16 protein-coding genes are annotated in these 21,179 nt (G+C 65.6%); 9 read left to right on the forward strand and 7 right to left on the reverse strand.

Annotated features, from left to right (window positions below; translation table 11 throughout):
* The first annotated feature begins 155 nt into the window (after positions 1 to 155).
* The 6 genes from PSEMO_RS03245 to PSEMO_RS03270 all read left to right on the forward strand — a co-directional run bounded on the left by PSEMO_RS03245 (position 156) and on the right by PSEMO_RS03270 (position 11,573).
* Positions 156 to 1,436: a serine/threonine transporter gene (locus tag PSEMO_RS03245; protein ID WP_075801725.1), complete on the forward strand. Its 1,281-nt coding sequence runs from the start codon at positions 156 to 158 to the stop codon at positions 1,434 to 1,436.
* A 253-nt stretch (positions 1,437 to 1,689) separates the two neighbouring features.
* Positions 1,690 to 2,190 carry a thiol peroxidase gene (gene tpx, locus PSEMO_RS03250; RefSeq protein WP_075801726.1) on the forward strand — a complete coding sequence of 167 codons (501 nt, stop codon included), beginning with the start codon at positions 1,690 to 1,692 and terminating at the stop codon, positions 2,188 to 2,190.
* A 264-nt stretch (positions 2,191 to 2,454) separates the two neighbouring features.
* Positions 2,455 to 3,783 carry an MdtA/MuxA family multidrug efflux RND transporter periplasmic adaptor subunit gene (locus PSEMO_RS03255; RefSeq protein WP_075801727.1) on the forward strand — a complete coding sequence of 443 codons (1,329 nt, stop codon included), beginning with the start codon at positions 2,455 to 2,457 and terminating at the stop codon, positions 3,781 to 3,783.
* Complete coding sequence (locus tag PSEMO_RS03260) at positions 3,780 to 6,875, forward strand: MdtB/MuxB family multidrug efflux RND transporter permease subunit (protein WP_075801728.1); 3,096 nt, start codon at positions 3,780 to 3,782, stop codon at positions 6,873 to 6,875. Before PSEMO_RS03255 ends, PSEMO_RS03260 begins: the two co-directional genes overlap by 4 nt.
* A 103-nt stretch (positions 6,876 to 6,978) precedes the next feature.
* Positions 6,979 to 10,092 (forward strand): efflux RND transporter permease subunit, encoded by a 3,114-nt coding sequence (locus PSEMO_RS03265; protein WP_075801828.1) that lies wholly within the window; start codon positions 6,979 to 6,981, stop codon positions 10,090 to 10,092.
* Positions 10,089 to 11,573: an efflux transporter outer membrane subunit gene (locus tag PSEMO_RS03270; protein WP_075801729.1), complete on the forward strand. Its 1,485-nt coding sequence runs from the start codon at positions 10,089 to 10,091 to the stop codon at positions 11,571 to 11,573. The genes PSEMO_RS03265 and PSEMO_RS03270 overlap by 4 nt, the downstream gene beginning before the upstream one ends.
* Before the next feature lie 50 nt (positions 11,574 to 11,623).
* Here the strand turns inward: PSEMO_RS03270 and PSEMO_RS03275 are convergent, their stop codons facing one another.
* From PSEMO_RS03275 to PSEMO_RS03285, 3 genes are read right to left on the reverse strand one after another with little or no spacing between them, the layout of a single operon-like run.
* On the reverse strand, positions 11,624 to 12,208 hold the full coding sequence (locus tag PSEMO_RS03275; RefSeq protein ID WP_075801730.1) for a TetR/AcrR family transcriptional regulator: 585 nt from the start codon (positions 12,206 to 12,208) through the stop codon (positions 11,624 to 11,626).
* Positions 12,209 to 12,214: 6 nt separating this feature from the next.
* A complete protein-coding gene (locus tag PSEMO_RS03280) occupies positions 12,215 to 13,066 on the reverse strand; it encodes a 3-hydroxybutyryl-CoA dehydrogenase (RefSeq protein ID WP_075801731.1) in 852 nt (283 codons plus the stop codon).
* A gap of 11 nt (positions 13,067 to 13,077) precedes the next feature.
* The gene (locus tag PSEMO_RS03285; RefSeq protein WP_075801732.1) at positions 13,078 to 14,262 is read right to left on the reverse strand and encodes an acetyl-CoA C-acyltransferase family protein; all 1,185 of its coding nucleotides are present in this window, start codon (positions 14,260 to 14,262) and stop codon (positions 13,078 to 13,080) included.
* A 176-nt stretch (positions 14,263 to 14,438) separates the two neighbouring features.
* Between PSEMO_RS03285 and PSEMO_RS03290 the strand changes: the two genes are divergently transcribed.
* Positions 14,439 to 15,449, forward strand: coding sequence for a helix-turn-helix domain-containing protein (locus PSEMO_RS03290; RefSeq protein ID WP_075801733.1), 1,011 nt, complete (start codon positions 14,439 to 14,441; stop codon positions 15,447 to 15,449).
* 50 nt (positions 15,450 to 15,499) lie between these two features.
* On the opposite strand, the gene PSEMO_RS03295 is transcribed toward PSEMO_RS03290, so the two are convergent.
* The 4 genes from PSEMO_RS03295 to PSEMO_RS03310 form a co-directional block, all read right to left on the reverse strand.
* Positions 15,500 to 15,937 carry a carboxymuconolactone decarboxylase family protein gene (locus PSEMO_RS03295; protein ID WP_075801734.1) on the reverse strand — a complete coding sequence of 146 codons (438 nt, stop codon included), beginning with the start codon at positions 15,935 to 15,937 and terminating at the stop codon, positions 15,500 to 15,502.
* Between the two features lie 108 nt (positions 15,938 to 16,045).
* Complete coding sequence (locus tag PSEMO_RS03300) at positions 16,046 to 16,369, reverse strand: DUF202 domain-containing protein (protein WP_218641230.1); 324 nt, start codon at positions 16,367 to 16,369, stop codon at positions 16,046 to 16,048.
* The gene (locus tag PSEMO_RS03305; protein WP_075801736.1) at positions 16,362 to 16,748 is read right to left on the reverse strand and encodes a YidH family protein; all 387 of its coding nucleotides are present in this window, start codon (positions 16,746 to 16,748) and stop codon (positions 16,362 to 16,364) included. Before PSEMO_RS03305 ends, PSEMO_RS03300 begins: the two co-directional genes overlap by 8 nt.
* Before the next feature lie 169 nt (positions 16,749 to 16,917).
* Positions 16,918 to 17,436, reverse strand: coding sequence for a sigma-70 family RNA polymerase sigma factor (locus tag PSEMO_RS03310; RefSeq protein ID WP_075801737.1), 519 nt, complete (start codon positions 17,434 to 17,436; stop codon positions 16,918 to 16,920).
* Positions 17,437 to 17,594: 158 nt separating this feature from the next.
* Here PSEMO_RS03310 and PSEMO_RS03315 point away from each other — a divergent pair, with 158 nt between their 5' ends.
* The gene (locus tag PSEMO_RS03315) at positions 17,595 to 18,536 is read left to right on the forward strand and encodes a FecR family protein (protein ID WP_256720956.1); all 942 of its coding nucleotides are present in this window, start codon (positions 17,595 to 17,597) and stop codon (positions 18,534 to 18,536) included.
* Between the two features lie 116 nt (positions 18,537 to 18,652).
* The gene (locus tag PSEMO_RS03320) at positions 18,653 to 21,031 is read left to right on the forward strand and encodes a TonB-dependent siderophore receptor (RefSeq protein ID WP_075801739.1); all 2,379 of its coding nucleotides are present in this window, start codon (positions 18,653 to 18,655) and stop codon (positions 21,029 to 21,031) included.
* Positions 21,032 to 21,179: the final 148 nt, after the last annotated feature.

The raw sequence follows: 21,179 nt of genomic DNA on the forward strand, positions 1-21,179 counted from the left end.
GCACCGCAAAGGTGCAACCATTCCTCGGACAGGGCTTTAAAAGTGCAACCTTTCAGCGCACAATCGCGCCCCTCTTTTATGGCCGGGGTGTGCTGAGGCGTCTATTCAGCCACTTCCGGCGCTGTTGCAGTCTTGCGAGTGGAGCTTCACCCGGAATGAACGAGCAGTCCCCGAGCGTTGAACAACGCTTCGAATCCACCCCGGCGGCGAGCCTTGCGCGCTGGGATCGTCATGACACCACCTGGATGCTCGGCCTGTTCGGCACCGCCATCGGCGCCGGTACGCTGTTCCTGCCGATCAACGCCGGCCTCGGCGGTTTCTGGCCGTTGCTGATCCTGGCGCTGCTGGCCTTCCCGATGACCTATTACGCCCACCGCGGCCTGACCCGCTTCGTCCTCTCCGGCCGCAACGACGGCGATATCACCGAGGTGGTGGAAGAGCACTTCGGCCTGAGCGCCGGGGCAATGATTACCGTCCTGTACTTCCTCGCCATCTTCCCGATCCTGCTGATCTACTCGGTGGCCCTGACCAACACCGTCGGCAGCTTCCTGGAGCACCAGCTGCATATCCAGCCGCCACCGCGGGCGCTGCTGTCGTTCGTGCTGATCCTCGGCCTGCTGGGCATCGTGCGCTGCGGCGAGCAGGCCACGGTCAAGGCCATGAGCCTGCTGGTCTACCCGTTCATCGTCGCTCTGGCGTTCCTCGCGGTGTTCCTGGTGCCGCACTGGAACGGCGGGATCCTCAGCACCGCCGGCGATGTGCCGAGCGGCGGCGCCTTCCTGCATACCCTGTGGCTGGCGATCCCGGTGATGGTCTTCTCGTTCAACCACTCGCCGATCATCTCGGCCTTCGCCGTTGCCCAGAAACGCCGCTACGGCGCCCACGCCGACGAGCGCAGCGGGCAGATCCTGGCCCGCGCCCACCTGCTGATGGTGGCGATGGTGATGTTCTTCGTGTTCAGTTGCGTGCTGACCCTGTCCCCGGCGCAACTGGCCGAGGCCAAGGCACAGAACCTGTCGATCCTGTCGTACCTGGCCAACCACTTCAGCAACCCGACCATCGCCTTCGCCGCACCGCTGATTGCCTTCGTCGCTATTGCCAAGTCGTTCCTGGGGCACTACATCGGTGCCAGCGAGGGCCTGAAAGGGATCATCCTCAAGACCGGCAAGCGCCCGGCGGCCAAGACCCTGGACCGGGTGACCGCTGCGCTGATGCTGGTGGTGTGCTGGATCGTCGCCACCCTCAATCCGAGCATCCTCGGCATGATCGAGTCGATGGGCGGCCCGGTGATCGCGGCGATCCTGTTCCTGATGCCGATGTACGCCATCCGCAAGGTCCCGGCGATGCGCAAGTACAGTGGCAAGGCGTCGAATGTGTTCGTGGTGGCGGTGGGGCTGGTGGCGCTGTCTTCCGTCGTCTATTCGCTGCTGCCGTAAGCCGAGCGCATAACCCCTGTGGGAGCTGGCTTGCCAGCGATAGGGCCCTATCTGACAATATCTTTGTCATTGATGGCCTCATCGCTGGCAAGCCAGCTCCCACAGGGTTTTGTGGTGACTTGTCGGTTTTTGTACGACACGATTGTCCACAAAAAACGTCCGACAATTCAACAATTTGCATTCCCCCATAGGTGCCAGCGCACTTTCATGCTTAACTCTGGGTCCTTTCAATCCCCGAACAAGGACTCCGCTCATGGCTCAAGTGACTCTCAAAGGCAACCCGGTTCAAGTCAAAGGCGAACTGCCGAAAGCTGGCGCCCAGGCTCCGGCCTTCTCGCTGGTTGGCGAAGGCCTGGCTGACAAGTCGCTGAAAGACTTCGCCGGCAAGCGCAAAGTGCTGAACATCTTCCCGAGCGTCGACACCCCGACCTGCGCCACCTCCGTGCGCAAGTTCAACGCCCAGGCCAACGACATCGCCAACACCGTCGTGCTGTGCATCTCCGCCGACCTGCCATTCGCCCAGGCCCGTTTCTGCGGCGCCGAAGGCCTGAGCAACGTCCAGAACCTGTCGACCCTGCGCGGCCGCGAGTTCCTGGAAACCTACGGCGTGGCCATCGCCGACGGCCCGCTGGCCGGCCTGGCTGCCCGTGCGGTCGTGGTCCTGGACGAGAACGACAAGGTCCTGCACAGCGAACTGGTTGGCGAAATCGCCGAAGAGCCCAACTATGACGCCGCCCTGGCCGTCCTGAAGTAAGACGCTCTGGCAACACCTTGAAACGGCCTGGCTTAGTCCAGGCCGTTTTTTTTAGCTACAAGCTTCAAGCCGCAAGCTGCAAGTAAAAGCAGGCGCGGCGCTGGCGGGCTCTTTCTTATGGCTTGTGGCTTAAAGCTTGAAGCTTTTCCATTAAAGTTCAGAAACTTGGCAACGTCAGTAATCAGTAAATTGCCGGTAAAGGCGCTTTGCTAAAACGTCTCGAGTGCTTATCGTTCAGCCTCCTTAAAAGTTTCCTGCGTACTCATGGTCGAGAACCCGATGCAATCTTCCTCCCGTTCTTCCCGCCGCTGGCTCTTCAGCCTGTTGATTCTGCTGGTCATTGCCGGCCTGTGCTGGTGGCTGTGGCCCAGCGCGCAGACCCCTGCCACGCCGACTGCCCAGGGTGAGGCCAAGGGCCATCCCGGCGGGCGCCGCGGGGCCATGGCCGGTGCCGGCGGCGGGCGGCCGGGCTTCGGCACGTCCACCGCCAGCGTGCCAGTGCGCGTGGCATCGGCCACGGTCGGCGACTTCCCGGTCTACTACAAGGCCCTGGGCACCGTGACCGCGACCAATACGGTCAACGTGCGCAGCCGGGTGGCGGGGGAGCTGGTCAAGGTCCACTTCAAGGAAGGCCAGCAGGTGAAGGCCGGCGACCTGCTCGCCGAGATCGACCCGCGCAGCTACCAGATCGCCCTGCAGCAGGCCGAAGGCACGCTGGCGCAGAACCAGGCGCAACTGAAGAACGCGCAGATCGACCTGGCCCGCTATAAAGGCCTGTACGCCGAAGACAGCATCGCCAAGCAGACCCTCGACACCCAGGCGGCCCTGGTTGCGCAGTACGAAGGCACGATCAAGACCAACCAGGCGGCGGTCGGCGACGCGAAGCTGAATCTCGACTTCACCAAGATCCGCGCCCCCATCGCCGGTCGCCTCGGCCTGCGCCAGCTCGACCTCGGCAACCTAGTGGCCGCCAACGACACCACCGCCCTGGTGGTGATCACCCAGACCCAGCCAATTACCGTGGCCTTCACCCTGCCGGAAAACGAACTGGACACCGTGCTCACCCGCTTCCGCAGCGGTGCGCCGCTGCCGGTCGAGGCCTGGGACCGTGGCGACACCCGCCAGCAGGCTACCGGCGTGCTGGCGAGCATCGACAACCAGATCGACATCACCACCGGCACCCTGAAGTTCAAGGCGCGTTTCGAGAACCGGGACGAAGCCCTGTTCCCCAACCAGTTCGTCAACGCCCGTCTGCTGGCCGACACCCTGAAGGACGTGGTGCTGGCGCCGTCGGCGGCGATCCAGTTCGGCAACAACGGTACCTTCGTCTACGTGATCGACGACGAAAGCAAGGTGCATATCCGCAACCTCAAGGTCGGTGCCAGCGATGGCGAGCAGACCGTGGTCAAGGAAGGCCTGGCCAAGGGCGAGCGGGTCGTGCTGGAAGGCACCGACCGTCTGCGCGACGGCACCAAGGTCGATGTGGTGGACGATCCGGCCAAGGTCCCGGCCACCCCCGGCCAGCACCTGCAGGGCCAGGACAAGCCTGAGGTTTCCGAAGCCCCGGCCACCACCACCAAGGCTGGCGCATGAACCTCTCGCGCCTGTTCATTCTCCGCCCGGTCGCCACCACCCTGAGCATGCTGGCCATCGTCCTGGCCGGCCTGATCGCCTACCGGCTGCTGCCAGTGGCGGCGCTGCCCCAGGTGGATTACCCGACCATCCGGGTCATGACCCTGTACCCGGGCGCCAGCCCGCAGGTGATGACCAGCGCGGTGACCGCGCCGCTGGAGCGCCAGTTCGGGCAGATGCCAGGCCTGGAGCAGATGGCCTCGACCAGCTCCGGGGGCGCCTCGGTGCTGACCCTGCGCTTCAGCCTGGAAATGAACATGGACGTCGCCGAGCAGCAGGTCCAGGCGGCGATCAACGCCGCCAGCAACCTGCTGCCCAGCGACCTGCCGGCACCGCCGGTGTACAACAAGGTCAACCCGGCGGATACCCCGGTGCTGACCCTGGCGATTTCCTCGAAGACCATGCCGCTGCCCAAGCTCAACGACCTGGTCGATACGCGCATGGCGCAGAAGATCGCCCAGATCAGCGGCGTCGGCATGGTCAGCATCGCCGGCGGCCAGCGCCAGGCGGTGCGGATCAAGGTCAACCCCGAGGCTCTGGCGGCCGCCGGGCTGAACCTGGCCGACGTGCGCACCCTGATCGGCGCCTCCAACGTCAACCAGCCCAAGGGCAACTTCGACGGCCCGACCCGGGTGTCGATGCTCGATGCCAACGACCAGCTGCGTTCCCCCGAGGAATACGCCAACCTGATCCTCGCCTACAACAACGGCGCGCCGCTGCGCCTGAAGGATGTCGCCGAGATCGTCGACGGCGCCGAGAACGAGCGCCTGGCCGCCTGGGCCAACCAGAACCAGGCGGTGCTGGTGAATATCCAGCGCCAGCCCGGGGCCAACGTGATCGAGGTGGTCGACCGGATCAAGACCCTGCTCCCGGAAATCACCGACAACCTGCCGGCCGGCCTCGATGTCACCGTGCTCACCGACCGCACCCAGACCATCCGCGCCTCGGTGCGCGACGTGCAGCACGAACTGCTGTTCGCCATCGCCCTGGTGGTGATGGTCACCTTCCTGTTCCTGCGCCGTCTCAGCGCGACCCTGATTCCGTCCATCGCCGTGCCGCTGTCGCTGATCGGCACCTTCGGCGTCATGTACCTGGCCGGTTTCTCGATCAACAACCTGACCTTGATGGCCCTGACCATCGCCACCGGCTTCGTGGTGGACGACGCCATCGTCATGCTGGAGAACATCGCCCGGCATATCGAGGAAGGCGAGACGCCCATGCAGGCGGCGCTCAAGGGCGCGCGGCAGATCGGCTTCACCCTGATCTCCCTGACCTTCTCGCTGATCGCGGTGCTGATCCCGCTGCTGTTCATGGCCGATGTGGTCGGGCGGCTGTTCCGCGAGTTCGCCATCACCCTGGCGGTGGCGATCCTGATTTCCCTGGTGGTGTCCCTGACCCTGACCCCGATGATGTGCGCGCGCCTGCTCAAGCGCGAGCCCAAGGAAGAGGAGCAGAGCCGCTTCTACCGCGCCAGCGGTGCCTGGATCGACTGGCTGATCGAACATTACGGCCGCGGCCTGCAATGGGTGCTCAAGCACCAGCCACTGACCCTGCTGGTGGCGGTGGCGACCCTGGGCCTGACCGTGCTGCTGTATATCGCCGTGCCCAAGGGCTTCTTCCCGGTGCAGGACACCGGGGTGATCCAGGGTATTTCCGAAGCGCCGCAAGCCACGTCCTTCGCCGCCATGAGCCAGCGCCAGCAGGAACTGGCAGCGCTGATCCTCGAAGACCCGGCGGTGGAGAGCCTGTCGTCCTATATCGGCGTCGATGGCGACAACGCCACGCTCAACAGCGGGCGCTTGCTGATCAACCTCAAGGCCCACGGCGAGCGTGACCTCACGGCCGCCCAGGTGATCGCCCGCCTGCAACCCAGGGTCGACCGTCTCAGTGGCATCCGCCTGTTCATGCAGCCGGTGCAGGACCTGAGCATCGAGGACCGGGTCAGCCGCACCCAGTACCAGTTCAGCCTGTCGTCGCCGGATGCCGCGATGCTGTCGGAGTGGAGCGACAAGCTGGTCCACTCCCTGCAGCAGTACCCGCAGCTCACCGATGTCGCCAGCGACCTCCAGGACAAGGGCCTGCAAGTGTTCCTGGTGATCGACCGCGACGCCGCCAGCCGCCTCGGCGTGACCGTTTCGGAAATCACCAACGCCCTGTACGACGCCTTCGGCCAGCGGCAGATCTCGACCATCTACACCCAGGCCAGCCAGTACCGCGTGGTGCTCCAGGCCGAAGCCGCCTCGACTCTTGGGCCCAAGGCGCTGGACGGCATCTACGTCAAGACCACCGCCGGCAGCCAGGTGCGCCTGTCGGCCCTGGCCAGGGTCGAGGAGCGCCAGGCGCAACTGGCGATCGCCCATATCGGCCAGTTCCCGGCGGTGATGATGTCGTTCAACCTGGCCGAGGGCGTGTCCCTGGGCGAGGGCGTGCAACTGATCGAGCAGGTGCAGAAGGACATCGGCATGCCGCTGGGCGTGCAGACCCGCTTCCAGGGCGCGGCGGAAGCCTTCCAGGCCTCGCTGTCGAGCACCTTGCTGCTGATCCTCGCCGCCGTGGTGACCATGTACATCGTGCTGGGCGTGCTCTACGAGAGCTACATCCACCCGGTGACCATCCTCTCGACCCTGCCGTCGGCGGCGGTGGGCGCCTTGCTCGCGCTGATCCTCAGCGGCAACGACCTGGGGATGATCGCCATCATCGGCATCATCCTGCTGATCGGCATCGTCAAGAAGAACGCGATCATGATGATCGACTTCGCCCTGGAGGCGGAGCGCAACCAGGGCATGGACCCGGAAAAGGCCATCTACCAGGCGGCGCTGCTGCGCTTCCGGCCGATCCTTATGACCACCCTGGCGGCGCTGTTCGGTGCGCTGCCACTGATGTTTGCCAGCGGTTCCGGTGCGGAGCTGCGCCAGCCCCTGGGCCTGGTGATGGTCGGCGGCCTGGCTCTGAGCCAGATCCTCACCCTGTTCACCACGCCGGTGATCTACCTGTACTTCGATCGCCTGTCGCGGCGTTTCAACAAGCGCGAAGTCGTGGGAGAGCCGGTATGATCTGGCAGCAGCAAGCTTCAAGCTGCAAGCGGCAAGAGAACCGGGTAATGGCGGCTGTTCGCGTACTTTCTTGCGGCTTGAAGCTTGCCGCTTGGAGCTGCCATTGAACCTCTCCGGACCCTTTATCCGTCGCCCGGTGGCGACCATGCTCCTGAGCCTGGCAATCATGCTCCTGGGTGCGGTGAGCTTCGGCCTGCTGCCAGTGGCGCCGCTGCCGAAGATGGACTTCCCGGTGATCGTGGTCTCGGCCAGCCTGCCCGGGGCCAGCCCCGAGGTGATGGCGGCCACCGTGGCCACGCCGCTGGAGCGCAAGCTCGGCACCATCGCCGGGGTCACCACCCTGACCAGCAGCTCCAGCCAGGGCTCGACCCGGGTCATCCTCGGCTTCGACCTGGACCGCGATATCGACGGTGCCGCGCGGGAAGTGCAGGCGGCCATCAATGCCGCGCGCAACCTGCTGCCCAGTGGCATGAAAAGCATGCCCACCTACAAGAAGATCAACCCGTCGCAGGCGCCGATCATGGTGCTGTCGCTGACCTCGGACGTTTTGCAGAAAGGCCAGCTCTACGACCTGGCCTCGACCATCCTGTCCCAGAGCCTGTCCCAGGTGAGCGGGGTAGGGGAGGTGCAGATTGGCGGCAGTTCGCTGCCGGCGGTGCGCATCGAGCTGCAACCGAAAATGCTCGCCCAGTACGGCCTGGCCCTGGACGACGTGCGCGCCAGCGTGGCTGCGGCCAACCAGCGCCGGCCCATGGGCTTCGTCGAGGACCCGGAGCGCAACTGGCAGGTACGGGCCAACGACCAGCTGGAAAAGGCCAAGGACTACGAACCGCTGGTGATCCGCTACCAGGACGGTTCGGTGCTGCGCCTGAGCGATGTGGCCAAGGTCAGCGATGGCGTGGAGAACCGCTACAACAGCGGCTTCTTCAATGACCAGGAAGCGGTGCTGCTGGTGATCAACCGGCAGACCAACGCCAACATCATCGAGACCGTGGCGCAGATCAAGGAACAGTTGCCGGCGCTGCAGTCCCTGCTGCCGTCCAGCGTCACCCTGAACATCGCCATGGACCGCTCGCCGGTGATCAAGGCGACCCTCAAGGAAGCCGAGCACACCCTGCTGATCGCCGTGGTCCTGGTGATCCTGGTGGTGTACCTGTTCCTCGGCAATTTCCGCGCCTCGCTGATCCCGACCCTGGCGGTACCGGTGTCGCTGGTGGGCACCTTCGCGGTCATGTACCTGTGCGGTTTCTCGCTGAACAACCTGTCGCTGATGGCGCTGATCCTCGCCACCGGCCTGGTGGTGGACGATGCCATCGTGGTCCTGGAGAACATCTCCCGGCATATCGAGGACGGCCAGCCGCCAATGCGCGCGGCCTATCTGGGCGCCAGCGAAGTCGGCTTCACCCTGCTGTCGATGAACGTCTCGCTGGTGGCGGTGTTCGTTTCCATCCTGTTCATGGGCGGCATCGTCAACGCGCTGTTCCGCGAATTCTCCATCACTCTGGCGGCGGCCATCATCGTCTCCCTGGTGGTGTCCCTGACCCTGACCCCGATGCTCTGCTCGCGCTGGCTCAAGCCCCACGACCCGGCTGCCGGGCAGACCCGCCTGCAACGCTGGAGCGAGCGGGTCAACCAGCGCATGGTTGCCGGCTACGACCGCAGCCTGGGCTGGGCCCTGCGCCACAAGCGCCTGACCCTGCTCAGCCTGTTCGTCGCCATCGGCGTGAACATCGCCCTGTACGTGGTGGTGCCCAAGACCCTGATGCCGCAGCAGGACACTGGCCAGCTGATGGGCTTCGTGCGCGGTGACGACGGCCTGTCGTTCAGCGTGATGCAGCCGAAAATGGAGATCTACCGCCGCGCCTTGCTCGCCGATCCGGCGGTGCAGAGCGTGGCCGGCTTTATCGGCGGCAACAGCGGCACCAACAATGCCATGGTGCTGGTGCGCCTGAAGCCGATCAAGGAGCGCAAGCTGTCGGCCCAGCAGGTGATCGAGCGCCTGCGCAAGGAAATGCCCCTGGTCCCGGGCGGGCGCCTGTTCCTCCAGGCCGACCAGGACCTGCAACTGGGCGGCGGCGGCCGCGACCAGACCACGTCCCAATACCTGTACACCCTGCAAAGCGGTGACCTGACCGCCCTGCGCACCTGGTATCCGAAGGTGGTCGCCGCCCTGCGTGCGCTGCCCGAGCTGACCGCCATCGACGCCCGCGACGGCGGCGGCACCCAGCAGGTGACGCTGGTGGTCGACCGCGACCAGGCCAAGCGCCTGGGCATCGACATGAGCATGGTCACCGCAGTGCTCAACAACGCCTACAGCCAGCGGCAGATCTCGACCATCTACGACAGCCTCAACCAGTACCAGGTGGTGATGGAGATCAACCCGAAATATGCCCAGGACCCCAGCACCCTGGAGCAGGTCGAGGTGATCACCGCCGACGGCGCGCGCGTGCCGCTGTCCACCTTCGCCCATTACGAGAACACCCTGGCCGATGACCGGGTCAGCCATGAAGGGCAGTTCGCCGCCGAGGATATTTCCTTCGATATCGCCGAAGGCTACGCCCCTGACGCGGCCCTGGCCGCGGTGGAGCGGGCGGTGGCGGCGGTGGGCCTGCCCGAGGACGTGATCGCCAAGCTCGGCGGTACCGCCAATGCCTTCGTAAAGACCCAGCAGGGCCAGCCACTGATGATCCTCGGCGCGCTGGTGCTGGTGTACCTGGTGCTGGGCATCCTGTATGAAAGCTACATCCACCCGCTGACCATCCTCTCGACCTTGCCGTCGGCCGGGGTCGGCGCCTTGCTGACCCTGTACGTCACCGGCGGCGAGTTCAGCCTGATCTCGCTGCTGGGGCTGTTCCTGCTGATCGGCGTGGTCAAGAAGAACGCGATCCTGATGATCGACCTGGCCTTGCAACTGGAACGTCACCAGGGCCTGGGCCCGGAGGAGTCGATCCGCCGCGCCTGCCTGCTGCGCCTGCGGCCGATCCTGATGACCACCCTGGCGGCGATCCTCGGTGCGTTGCCGCTGCTGCTGGGCAGTGCCGAAGGTTCGGAAATGCGCCAGCCGCTGGGCCTGACCATCATCGGCGGCCTGGTCTTCAGCCAGGTCCTTACGCTCTACACCACCCCGGTGGTCTACCTCTACCTGGACCGTGCACGCCATCGCTTCAACCGCTGGCGCGGCGTGCGCACCGATGCTGCCCTGGAAACCCCGCTATGAGCCAACGTCCGTTTCTTTCCGATCCCTCGCTGATGCGCCTGCTCGGTGCCCGTGGCTCGCGCCTGCTGGCGGCCGGCCTGTGCGTGGCGATGCTCAGCGCCTGCACCCTGAGCCCGGATTACCAGCGACCGGCCATGCACACCGATGTGCCGTTCAAGCACGCCGAGGGCTGGACCCAGGCCACGCCGTCCGACGCCCTGGCGCGCGGCGCCTGGTGGGAGCTGTATGGCGATGCGCAGCTCAACGGCCTGGTCGCCGAGCTGAATGCCAACAACCAGACCGTGCGCCAGTCCGAAGCCCAGTACCGCCAGGCCCAGGCCCTGGTGCGAAGCTCGCGGGCGTCGTTGTTCCCGAGCCTGAGCCTGAGCGCCAGCAAGAACCGTTCGAGCCAGGGTACCGGCAGCTCCAGCTCCAGCCTGAGCAACAACAGCAGCGGGATCCGCGATACCTACAGCACGCAACTGGGGGTGAGCTGGGAAATCGACCTGTGGGGCAAGTTGCGTGAAGGCTTGAATGCCAACGAGGCCAGCGCCGAGGCGAGCTTTGCCGACATGGCGTCGATCCGCCTCAGCCAGCAGTCCGAGCTGGTGCAGAACTACCTGCAACTGCGGGTGATCGACGAGCAGAAGCGCCTGCTCGAAGCGACCCTGGCGGCGTACCAGCGCTCGCTGAAAATGACCCAGAACCAGTACCAGGCGGGGGTGTCCGGCAAGGACGCGGTGGCCCAGGCGCAGACCCAGCTCAAGAGCACCGAAGCGGACCTGGTGGACCTGGTCTGGCAGCGCGCCCAGTACGAGAACGCCATTGCCGTGTTGCTCGGCAAGCTGCCGGCGGAGTTCTCCCTGGCGGCCACCGACAGTATTCCGGCCTTGCCGCAGATCCCGGTGTCGCTGCCGTCGCAACTGCTGGAGCGGCGTCCCGACATCGCTGCCGCCGAGCGCAATGTCATGGCGGCCAATGCCAATATCGGCGTGGCCCGGGCGGCGTATTTCCCGGACCTGAGCCTGAGCATGAACGGCGGCTACAGCAGTAGCAGCTTCAGCAACTGGATCAGCCTGCCGAACCGCTTCTGGTCGGTGGGGCCGAGCCTGGCCATGACCCTGTTCGATGCGGGCAAGCGTTCAGCCGAGGTGGACCGTACCGAAGCGGTGTATGACCAGACCGTGGCGCAATACCGCCAGACCGTGCTGGACGGCTTCCGCGAGGTGGAAAACTACCTGGTGCAGCTCAAGGTGTATGGCGATGAAGCGCTGGTGCGCCAGCAAGCGCTGGAGTCGGCACGGGAATCCCTGCGCCTGACCGAGAACCAGTACAAGGCCGGCTTGATCGGCTATCTGGATGTGGTGAACGTGCAGACCACGGCGCTGAGCAACGAGCGCAGCGTGCTGAACCTGCTGCAGGGCCGGCTGGTGGCCAGTGTCCAGCTGATTGCTGCACTGGGTGGTGGCTGGGATGGGCAGATGGCGGCGGCCGAGGACTAGGATACCTGTGGGAGCCGGCGTTGCCGGCGATGAGGCCCTCAGCCAGCGCCTCAAGCCGCCGAACTGATCCCCACCGGCAGCCCACCCTCGATCGCCCCCAGCAACATGCTTTCCATCAAGGCCAGCCGCTGCGCCTGGGGTGCTGCCGAGTTCTGCAGCCAGCCCGGCAGGCTGTTGAGCAGGCTCGCCACCACCTGCGCCGCGGCCTCCAGGGCCGCTCCGTCGAGGCGGCTGGAGGGCGCGATCAGCTCGAGCAATCGCGCCTCATATTCCCTGCGCATCCCGGCTATCAACGCCTGCTGCTCTTCGCTCAGGCAACACAGGTCGCGCTCCGCCAGGCGGAACTGCAACGGCCGTTCCCCATGCAACTCCCAATGGGCGCGGATCACCGCCGACAAGCGCACGGCCTTGCCCCGGCCTACCGGGTGCAAGGTCGCCAGCAGTTCCTCGTACAGCTCCTCGATCAGGTCGAACAACAGGTGCTGCTTGCTCGGGAAGTGGTGGTACAGCGAGCCCGCGGTCAGGCCCACATGGGCCGCCAGCTCGCGCATGCTGACCTGGCCGAACCCCTTGAGGGCGAAAAGCTCGAGGGCCTTGTCGCGGCGTTCTTCGTAGTCGGCGCAGGTCCTGGGCATGGCGGCTTACCCGTAGACGTGGAAGCCGCGGCCGCTCTTGCGACCCAGGTAGCCGGCCGCGACCATCTCCTTGAGCAGCGGAGCAGGGCGGTACTTGCTGTCGTTGAAGCCCTCGTGGAAGGCCTCGATGATCGCCAGCAGGGTGTCCAGGCCGATCAGGTCGGCCAGGGCCAGCGGGCCGATCGGCTGGTTGCAGCCCAGGCGCATGCCGGTGTCGATGTCCTCGGCACTGGCCAGGCCTTCCTGCAACACGAAGATCGCTTCGTTGATCATCGGCACCAGGATACGGTTGACCACGAAGCCCGGACGGTTGCCGGCGGTGATCGCGGTCTTGCCGACCTGGCCGGTCAGGGCCATGGCCGCGGCGTAGGTCGCGTCATTGGTCTGCAGGCCGCGGATCACCTCGACCAGGGCCATCATCGGCACCGGGTTGAAGAAGTGCACGCCGATAAAGCGCTCCGGCTGGCTGACGGTGGCGGCCAGTTGGGTGATGGACAGCGACGAGGTGTTGGTGGCGATCACGCAGCTGTCGCTGACGCTGGCGGCGACCTGCTGGAGAATGCGCTTCTTGAGCTCGAGATTTTCGGTGGCGGCCTCGATCACCAGTTGCGCGTCTTTCAACTGGGCGTAGTCGGTGCTGGTGCGAATGCGCCCGACCGCGGCTTCGGCCTGGTCCGCCTGCAGGGTCTGCTTGCTGACCTGGCGCTCCAGGTTCTTGCGCAGGGTGGCCACGCCACGCTCCAGCGCGGCGTCGGACACGTCGATCAGGGTGACCTGGTAACCGGCCACGGCACACACCTGGGCGATGCCGTTGCCCATGGTCCCGGCGCCGATCACGGCGATGTTGTGAATGCTCATGCGGTTATTCCTCAAACCCGTTCGAACAGGACGGCGATACCCTGGCCGCCGCCGATGCACATGGTCGCCAGGGCATAGCGACCCTGGATGCGTTGCAGTTCATGGATGGCCTTGGTGGCGATGATTGCGCCGGTGGCGCCCACCGGGTGGCCCAGGGAGATGCCGGAGCCGTTCGGGTTGACCTTCTCCGGGTCGAAGCCGAGCAATTTGGACACGGCGCAGGCCTGGGCGGCGAAGGCTTCGTTGGACTCGATCACGTCCAGGTCGGCGACCGTGATGCCGGCCTGGGCCAGGACTTTCTGGGTGGCTGGCACGGGACCAAGGCCCATCAGCTCCGGTTCGACACCGGCATGGGCGTAGGCCACCAGGCGGGCCAGGGGTTTCAGGCCTTCGCGCTCGACCATCGCCCCGGTCGCCAGGACCAGCGCCGCAGCGCCGTCGTTCAGGCCGCTGGCGTTGCCGGCGGTGACGCTGCCGTCCTTCTTGAACGCGGTCTTCATCCCGGCCAGTTGCTCGGAGCTGACCTCACCGCGCACATGCTCGTCCACCTTGAACTGCACCGGGCCTTTGCGACCGGGGACTTCGATGGCGACGATCTGGCTGTCGAAACGGCCTTCAGCGATGGCGCGGGCGGCGCGCTGCTGGCTGGTGATCGCCACTTCGTCCTGCATCTCGCGGCTGATGCCGTGTTTGGCGGCAACGTTTTCGGCGGTGATGCCCATATGGAAGCCTTCGAACGGGTCATGCAGGATGCCGAGCATGTAGTCGATGCTCTTCATGTCGCCCATGCGTGCGCCCCAGCGGGCCTGGGTCAGCAGGTACGGGCCGCGGCTCATGGCCTCGGCGCCGGCGGCGAGCACGGCCTCGGCTTCGCCCAGTTGCAGGGTCTGCGCAGCGGAAACGATGGCCTGCAGGCCGGAACCGCACAGGCGGTTGACGTTGAAGGCCGGGGTTTCCTTGGGAATCCCGGCGTTCATCGCGGCCACGCGGCCCAGGTAGGCGTCGCGGGCTTCGGTGGGGATCACGTTGCCCATCACCACATGGCCGATCTGCTCGGGGGCGACACCGGAGCGTTCGAGGGCAGCGCGGGTGACCTGGGTGGCGAGGTCGGCCAGGGGCAGGTCCTTGAGCGAGCCGCCGAAGGTGCCGATGGCCGAGCGCACGGCGCTGACTACATAGATATCGTTGTTGTTCATGATCCACTCCAATGGGCTAAGGCGTGGCATGACGCCACCCGCTCTGCGAGAATGACGCCCGGTTCACGCCCGGATTGTCAGCGAGTCTAGGCAAGGGGCGGGGCCGGGCCTATGCCTTAACTGTCCAGCGTGCCTGTCATTTTTTGCAATGCAGGGGCGCCAATGCGGAACTGTTCATGCGGGAAAACGATTCGGTCGCGGTCTACTTCGTCCACATCATGCTGTATGCCCTGCGCCAGCAACCGGCGCGGGCTGCGGCGCTGCTGCGCCAGGCCGGTATCGATCCGGTGGTGCTGGAGGATAGCAGCGCCCGGGTGCCGGCGACGGCGTGCGCCCGTTTGTGGCTGATCCTGATCGAAGCCCTCGACGACGAATTCTTCCACCTCGACAGCCACGGCATGCCCCTGGGCAGCTTTGCCCTGATCTGCCGCGGGCTGATCCAGGAGCCCAACCTGGAAAAGGCCCTGCGCCAGTGCCTGGGCAACTTCAGCCTGTTCCTGCGGGATATCCGCGGCAGCCTCAGCCTGCGCGGGCAGCGGGCGGTGATCAGCCTGCACTCGTGCATCGACGATCCGCAGCGCCGGGTTTTTGCCGAAGAAACCTTCCTCGTCCTGGTGATCAGCCTGCTGTGCTGGCTGGGCGGGCGACGCATTGCAATCGACCGCACCGAGCTGACCGATGCCCGGGTGCGCCTCGAGGACGATGCACTGTTGTGGGGGCCGAACCTGCAATTGGGGGCGGGGCGGACGGAAGTGGAGTTTGCCGCCGACTACCTGAAGTTGCCGGTGGTACAGGACCTTGGCGCGCTGAAGACCTTCCTGCGCAGTGCGCCGCAAGGGTTGGTGGTGCGCTGGCGCAACCAGAACGGCCTGGCGGCGCGGGTGTACCGGCATCTGCGTCGCACCGAGTACGACCAGTGGCCGACCTTGCTGGCCCTGGCGGGTGAAATGGGCCTGAGCCCGAGCAGCTTCCGGCGCCAACTGGAACGTGAAGGCTGCTCGTTCCAGCAGATCAAGGACGAAGTACGCCGGGCCATGGCCTTCGAATGCCTGCGCGATAGCGACCTCAGCGTTGCCGAGATCGCTGCGCAGACCGGTTTCCAGGAGCCCAGCGCGTTTCACCGGGCATTCAAGAAGTGGACCGGGGAGAGCCCCGGCAGCTATCGCCAGCGCCTCGCCGAGGCTTAGGCTTTGTTCGAGAAGTGCCTGCGCGGCGATCAGGCACTTCTCGTACAAACCTACGCCGGGATCATCGCAAAGCCCACGCCAAAGCGGTTCCAGGCATTGATGGTGGCGATGGCCAGGGTCAGGTTGACCACTTCGCTTTCGCTGAAGTGTTCCAGCAGGGCGTCGTACTGGTGCTGCGGCGCATGTTTCTCCGGCAGGCGGGTCAGGCTCTCGACCCAGGCCAGGGCGGCCTTTTCCCGTGGGGTGAAGAAGTTCGTCTCGGCCCAGACGCTGAGGGTCTGCAGGCGTGCCTCGGTTTCGCCGGCCTGGCGCGCATCGTTGGCATGCAGGTTGACGCAATAGGCACAGCCGTTGATCTGCGAGGCGCGCAGGCGGATCAGCTCGAGCAGCGAGTGCTCCAGGCCGGATTTCACCATGGCCTGCTCCAGGCCGACCATGGCTTTGTAGGCGTCCGGGGCGTGCTTGGCCCATTCGATTCGGGTGGTCATTGGCGGGTGCTCCGTTGTGTGTCAGGGGATGGAGCACACCTTAAGTGCAGAGTCCGGCTGGCCGAATAGCCAATTCCGGGTTTTCCAGGGAGGCCAATCCCGCAGGCGCTACCAGAGCACGATCGCCGCCAGTTCCACCATGCACATCACCGTCACGCACAGCGCCAGCAACAGATGCACCCTGACCCCGGTGGCCACGGTCTCGGCGCACAACCCCTGCACCTGCACTGCGTAACGTCGCCGCAAGCGCAACCACGCCAGGCCCGCCACCGCCAGGCACAGCCCGGCCGGTAGCACCGCCAGCCAGCCATGATGGGGAACCCAGCGCAGGAAAAAGCAGCTGCAGACGATCATCGCCAGGATGGTCCGCCGCCACGCCAGCAGGGTGCGCTCCGGTTGCAGGCCGATATCGCCATGGGTCAGTTCAGGCACGGAAGAACACCGCCCAGGCAAAGATCACCATCACCAGCGACACCCCGATCGACAGCGCCGGGGCAATCATCGGGAAGGGCAGCGGCTGGCGCTTGCGCATGGCGCGCTCGACGTTCAGCCAGCGGATGAAGGCCGGCAGGCTCAGCAGCAGCGCCAGGACGATCAGCGACACTGCCAGCAAGCGGCGGGTGCCGGAGGAGAAGATCTCGGCGGTGAACATGTCCACCGCGATACCGCTGGCCAGCAGGGCCAGGGACGTGCGGATCCAGGCGAGGAAGGTGCGCTCGTTGGCCAGGGTGAAGCGCGGGTCCGGTTCCTGGCCGTCGGCGAGGAGCTTGCTCGCGAGCCAGCCGCGGGAGGGGTCGGTGTTGTCGGTCATGGGGTGCTCTCCTGATGGCGAAGGTCAAGCATTCGGCCGTCGCACTTTCCGCGATGTGGTTCGCCGATGGCAAGTGCAATAGAAGGTCCGACAGCAGATCGCGTCAGGGCTGTCAGCCGCAATGCGATTTCCCGGCATCCCCTTCGCGCAGGCAGTACCGTCCTGGGTCCTACAGCGCCCGGTCCCGACAGTGCAGCAGCGCCTCGCGAATCATCGCGCTGACCAGTGCCGGCGAGACCCCCAGGGCGCGGGCGATCTCGTTCTGCTTCATGCCATGGATACGGCTCATCTCGAAGGCTTGCCGGGTGCGCGCCGGCAGGTCGGCGAGGGCGGCCGAGACCCGCTCCAGCACCTGTTGGTCCGAGATCAACGCCTCCGGATTGGCCCCCGGCGGCACCGGCGCTTCATCGCATTCAGTCTCGGCATTGATCAGCCGGTCTTCGAACTGGCGTCGCCGGTAATGATCGATCGACAGGTTGTGCACCACGCGGTTGAGGTACGAGACCCGGGACTGGATCTGCTGGTCCTTGCCGGCGTCATCGACCTTGATAAACGCCTCGTGGACGATGTCCTCGGCGTGGCTGCGGCAGCCGATGATCTTCGCGGCCAGGCCGATCAGGCGCGAGCGCTGGGTCGAGAACACCTCGAGCCAGGGAGAACCACCGCGGGCCACACCGGTTTTTTGCATGGGATACCTGGGTTCCGTTCTTGAAGTCAGCGCGCACGGTCGGGAAATCTAGTGCTATCAAGAAGTATTTGCAACAACTCTCGTAAATGGCGCGCCAGGGCAGCCAGGGCAAAAGCGGATGGAGTAAGCTTGCCCACTTTCCGCCCATGGCCGTCCCGATGTCCGACCCTGCCCAGCCTGAGAAAACCCCGAGCGAGATGGCCGCCGACTGGTGCGTGCGCCTGCATTTCGAGGAATGCAGCGCGGCGGACCGGGCGGCGTTCCTGCGCTGGTATCACGCTGATCCGGTGCACGCCATCGAGTACGCCAACATGTGCCGGGTGTGGCAGGTCAGCGAGCAGTTGCCGGCGCCGGCGACCCGGCGTCGCCGCCTGCCGTCGCTGGCCCGCGCCGCCGCCTTGCTGCTGGCGGTGGGGGCGGCGTGGAGCGCCGGCTGGTCGTGGGGCGTGTTGCCGGGCAGCGTGCGTTACTACGCCGCCGAGGAACTGCGCCGCCAGGTGCAGTTGCCGGACCGCAGTGTGGTGGAGCTCAACCGGCGCACCGGCCTGCTTTACCTCGGCTACCGTGACCAGCGGCAGATTCGCCTGCGTGACGGCGAAGCCTTCTTCGATGTGCAGCGCGATACCGACAAGCCTTTCGTGATCAACACCGAGAACGCCCGGGTGCGGGTGACCGGCACCCATTTCAACGTCTGGACCACGCCGCCGCAGAGCACCGTCACCGTCGCCGAAGGCACCGTGCTGGTCTCCCGTGGCGAGGACGGCGAGGGCGCCAACCAGGGCGCGGAGCTGACTGCCGGCCTGCAGGCCGACGTTCGTCCAGGGCGGGCGCCACAGCTGCGCCGGGTCGATCCGGCGCGGGCCACGGCCTGGCGCCATGACAAGCTGATCCTCGATGACGTCAGCCTGCGCGAGGCCATCGTGCAGTTGAACCGTTACCTCGAGGTGCCTCTGCAACTGGACGGCAGCGCCATCGCCGAGCTGCGCCTGGGCGGGATCTACGACATCGCCGAGCTAGGCCAACTGGTGGCCGCATTGCCACGGATCCTCCCGGTGAAACTGCGCCGCGGCGACGGCGTGCTGATCCTCTCCGCCCGCTGAAATCACGCGCTCCCGACAATTCGCTGAACAAATCCGCGACTCGTTCGTCGATCCGGCATGCGCCCGGTTTCATCCCTCGCGCAGGCCAATACATAACGAGAATCGTCAGGAGCATCATGATCACCCACCCGCTGAATCATTCGCCGCAACGGCTGCGCCAGTGCATCGCCGCCGCGACCCTGGGCCTTGCCATGGCCATGGCGCCGTCGGTCCGCGCCGAGCCCGTAGCGATCGACATTCCGTCCAAGACCCTGGCTGCGGCGCTGACCGACCTGGGCAACCAGGCCGGGCTGCAGATCCTCTACAGCCAGGACATCGTCTCCGGCTTGCGCAGCCAGGGTGTGTCCGGGCAGATGGAGCCAGAGCAGGCGCTGCGGCAGATGCTCCAGGGGACCGCGATCGTCTTCCTGATCGATGGCCGCCACGTCACCCTGCAGGACAGCGCCGGGGAGGCGAGCCTGGTGCTGCCGGGCACCAGTATTTCCGGCCAGGCCTACAGCTCGGTGACGCCGGATGATGGCTACGTCGCCAAGCGCGCTTCGGCGGGGAGCAAGACCGACACGCCGATCATCGAAACGCCGTATTCGGTGTCGGTGGTCACCCGCGAGCAGATCCAGGCCCAGCAGCCCAAGACCGTGTCCCAGGCGCTGCGCTACACGCCGGGGATCAACACCGAGCTGGCCGGTCCGCAGTTCGTCACCGACCAGCTGACCATCCGCGGTTTCCAGCAGGGCACCGGGCGCATGCTGCGTGACGGCACCCGGACCTTCCTCCCCGAGTTCCTCGGCTGGGATGCCCCCGAGCCCTATGGCCTGGAGCGCATCGAGGTGCTGCGTGGTGCCAGTTCGGTGCTCTACGGCGCCTCGGACCCCGGTGGGCAGATCAACCTGGTGAGCAAGCGGCCCACCACCGAACCGTTGCGCCAGGTGCAAGTGCAGGGTGGCAACCATGACTACCAGCAGACGGCCTTCGACCTGGGCGATGCGCTGGACGATGAAGGCGTCTGGAGCTACCGCCTGACCGGCCTGTTCCGCGAGGCCGATGCCCAGGCCGACGACATCACCAACCGCCGCGAGTACCTGGCCCCCGCGATCAGCTTCCGGCCCAATGCCGATACCGAGCTGACGGTGCTGGGCGAGTACCAGAAGCAGACCGGCAACTTCGCCAACCCGCTGCCGGCCCAGGGCACGGTGTTCCACGATCCCCGTGGCCGCCTGGACCGCGATACCAACGTCGGCGACAGCGCCTACGACTTCATGACCAACGAGAAGACCTCCCTGGGCTATGTCTTCGAGCACCATGTCGACGAGGTCTGGACCCTGCGCCAGAACGTGCGCTACAGCGACTACCGCCAGTCCAGTTCGGAAATCGCCATCTTCGGCCCGGTCGGCAGCGACTATTCGCGCTACAACGACCAGCGCAAGGGCGATGGCCGCCTGTTCACCATGGACAACCAGGTTCAGGCCAACTTCGCCACCGGGCCGCTGGAGCACACCTTGCTGATGGGCGTGGACTACAACAATGGCAAGTTCGACCAGCAGCAGGCGCTCAACTTCATCCTCGAACCCTTCGATGTGTACAACCCGGCGCACGGCCAGGCGCTGACCTACGCGCCGGTCAGCAGGGCGAGTTGGGAGCAGAAGCTGTCGCAGACCGGTGTCTACCTGCAGGACCAGTTGAAGGTCGACAACTGGGTATTCCTGCTTGGCGGTCGCTACGACTGGGCCAGCAACCAGAAGGACGACCGTGATCCGCAGACCCAGAAGGACGAAAAGTTCAGCGGCCGGGCGGGCATCGTCTACCTCTTCGACAACGGCCTGGCGCCTTATGCCAGCTACAGCGAGTCGTTCCTCCCGGTGATGGGCGTGACCGCCAGCAACAGCCAGTTGTCGCCGGAGAGCGGCAAGCAGTACGAGCTGGGCCTGAAGTACGAGCCGCCGGGGGCTAACAGCCTGTACACCGTCGCGATGTTCGACCTGACCAAGCGCAATGCCACGGAGTATGTTTCCGGCGTGGCCCGCCAGGATGGCGAGCGTCGCTCCCGGGGGATCGAGTTCGAGGCCAAGACCGAGATCAGCAAGGGCTTCAACCTGATCGGCAGCTACACCTGGAACGATGTCGAGGTGACCAAATCCGATCTCGGCACCGAGGGCAATACGCCGATCCGCATTCCCGAGCACATGGCCTCGGTCTGGGCCGACTACATCTTCCAGGGCGGGCCGCTGGCCGGCTTGAGATTGGGGGCGGGGGCGCGCTATGTAGGCAGCACCTACGGTGACGACATCAACAGCTTCAAAGTCGACAGCTACACGCTGTTCGATGCGCTGGTGGCCTATGACCTGGGCAAGCTCGATGCGTCGCTGCACGGGATGGAGGTGTCGCTGAACGCCAACAACCTGCTCGACGAGAAGTACGTGGCCGGGTGCTTCAGCACGGTGGGCTGCCAGTATGGGCAGCAGCGGACGGTGTACGGGTCGGTGACCTACAACTGGTAAGTGATTGGTCAAAACCGGTTCTCGCGGCTGGTCAAAAACCTGTGGGAGCTGGCTTGCCAGCGATTAGGCCGGCTTGAGCAATGATGTTGTCAGGTCTGGCCAAATCGCTGGCAAGCCAGCTCCCACAAGGTCCGCGGTTGGCGAATTT

The sequence above is a fragment of the Pseudomonas putida genome (genome assembly GCF_001941965.1).
GTDB lineage: Bacteria > Pseudomonadota > Gammaproteobacteria > Pseudomonadales > Pseudomonadaceae > Aquipseudomonas > Aquipseudomonas putida_L.

Excerpts from the sequence above, each read along its gene's own strand:
- PSEMO_RS03245 (WP_075801725.1), top strand. The coding sequence starts at position 156 with ATGAACGAGCAGTCCCCGAGCGTTGAACAACGCTTCGAATCCACCCCG.
- tpx (WP_075801726.1), top strand. The coding sequence starts at position 1,690 with ATGGCTCAAGTGACTCTCAAAGGCAACCCGGTTCAAGTCAAAGGCGAA.
- PSEMO_RS03255 (WP_075801727.1), top strand. The coding sequence starts at position 2,455 with ATGGTCGAGAACCCGATGCAATCTTCCTCCCGTTCTTCCCGCCGCTGG.
- PSEMO_RS03260 (WP_075801728.1), top strand. The coding sequence starts at position 3,780 with ATGAACCTCTCGCGCCTGTTCATTCTCCGCCCGGTCGCCACCACCCTG.
- PSEMO_RS03270 (WP_075801729.1), top strand. The coding sequence starts at position 10,089 with ATGAGCCAACGTCCGTTTCTTTCCGATCCCTCGCTGATGCGCCTGCTC.
- PSEMO_RS03275 (WP_075801730.1), bottom strand. The coding sequence starts at position 12,208 with ATGCCCAGGACCTGCGCCGACTACGAAGAACGCCGCGACAAGGCCCTC.
- PSEMO_RS03280 (WP_075801731.1), bottom strand. The coding sequence starts at position 13,066 with ATGAGCATTCACAACATCGCCGTGATCGGCGCCGGGACCATGGGCAAC.
- PSEMO_RS03285 (WP_075801732.1), bottom strand. The coding sequence starts at position 14,262 with ATGAACAACAACGATATCTATGTAGTCAGCGCCGTGCGCTCGGCCATC.
- PSEMO_RS03290 (WP_075801733.1), top strand. The coding sequence starts at position 14,439 with ATGCGGGAAAACGATTCGGTCGCGGTCTACTTCGTCCACATCATGCTG.
- PSEMO_RS03295 (WP_075801734.1), bottom strand. The coding sequence starts at position 15,937 with ATGACCACCCGAATCGAATGGGCCAAGCACGCCCCGGACGCCTACAAA.
- PSEMO_RS03305 (WP_075801736.1), bottom strand. The coding sequence starts at position 16,748 with ATGACCGACAACACCGACCCCTCCCGCGGCTGGCTCGCGAGCAAGCTC.
- PSEMO_RS03310 (WP_075801737.1), bottom strand. The coding sequence starts at position 17,436 with ATGCAAAAAACCGGTGTGGCCCGCGGTGGTTCTCCCTGGCTCGAGGTG.
- PSEMO_RS03315 (WP_256720956.1), top strand. The coding sequence starts at position 17,595 with ATGTCCGACCCTGCCCAGCCTGAGAAAACCCCGAGCGAGATGGCCGCC.
- PSEMO_RS03320 (WP_075801739.1), top strand. The coding sequence starts at position 18,653 with ATGATCACCCACCCGCTGAATCATTCGCCGCAACGGCTGCGCCAGTGC.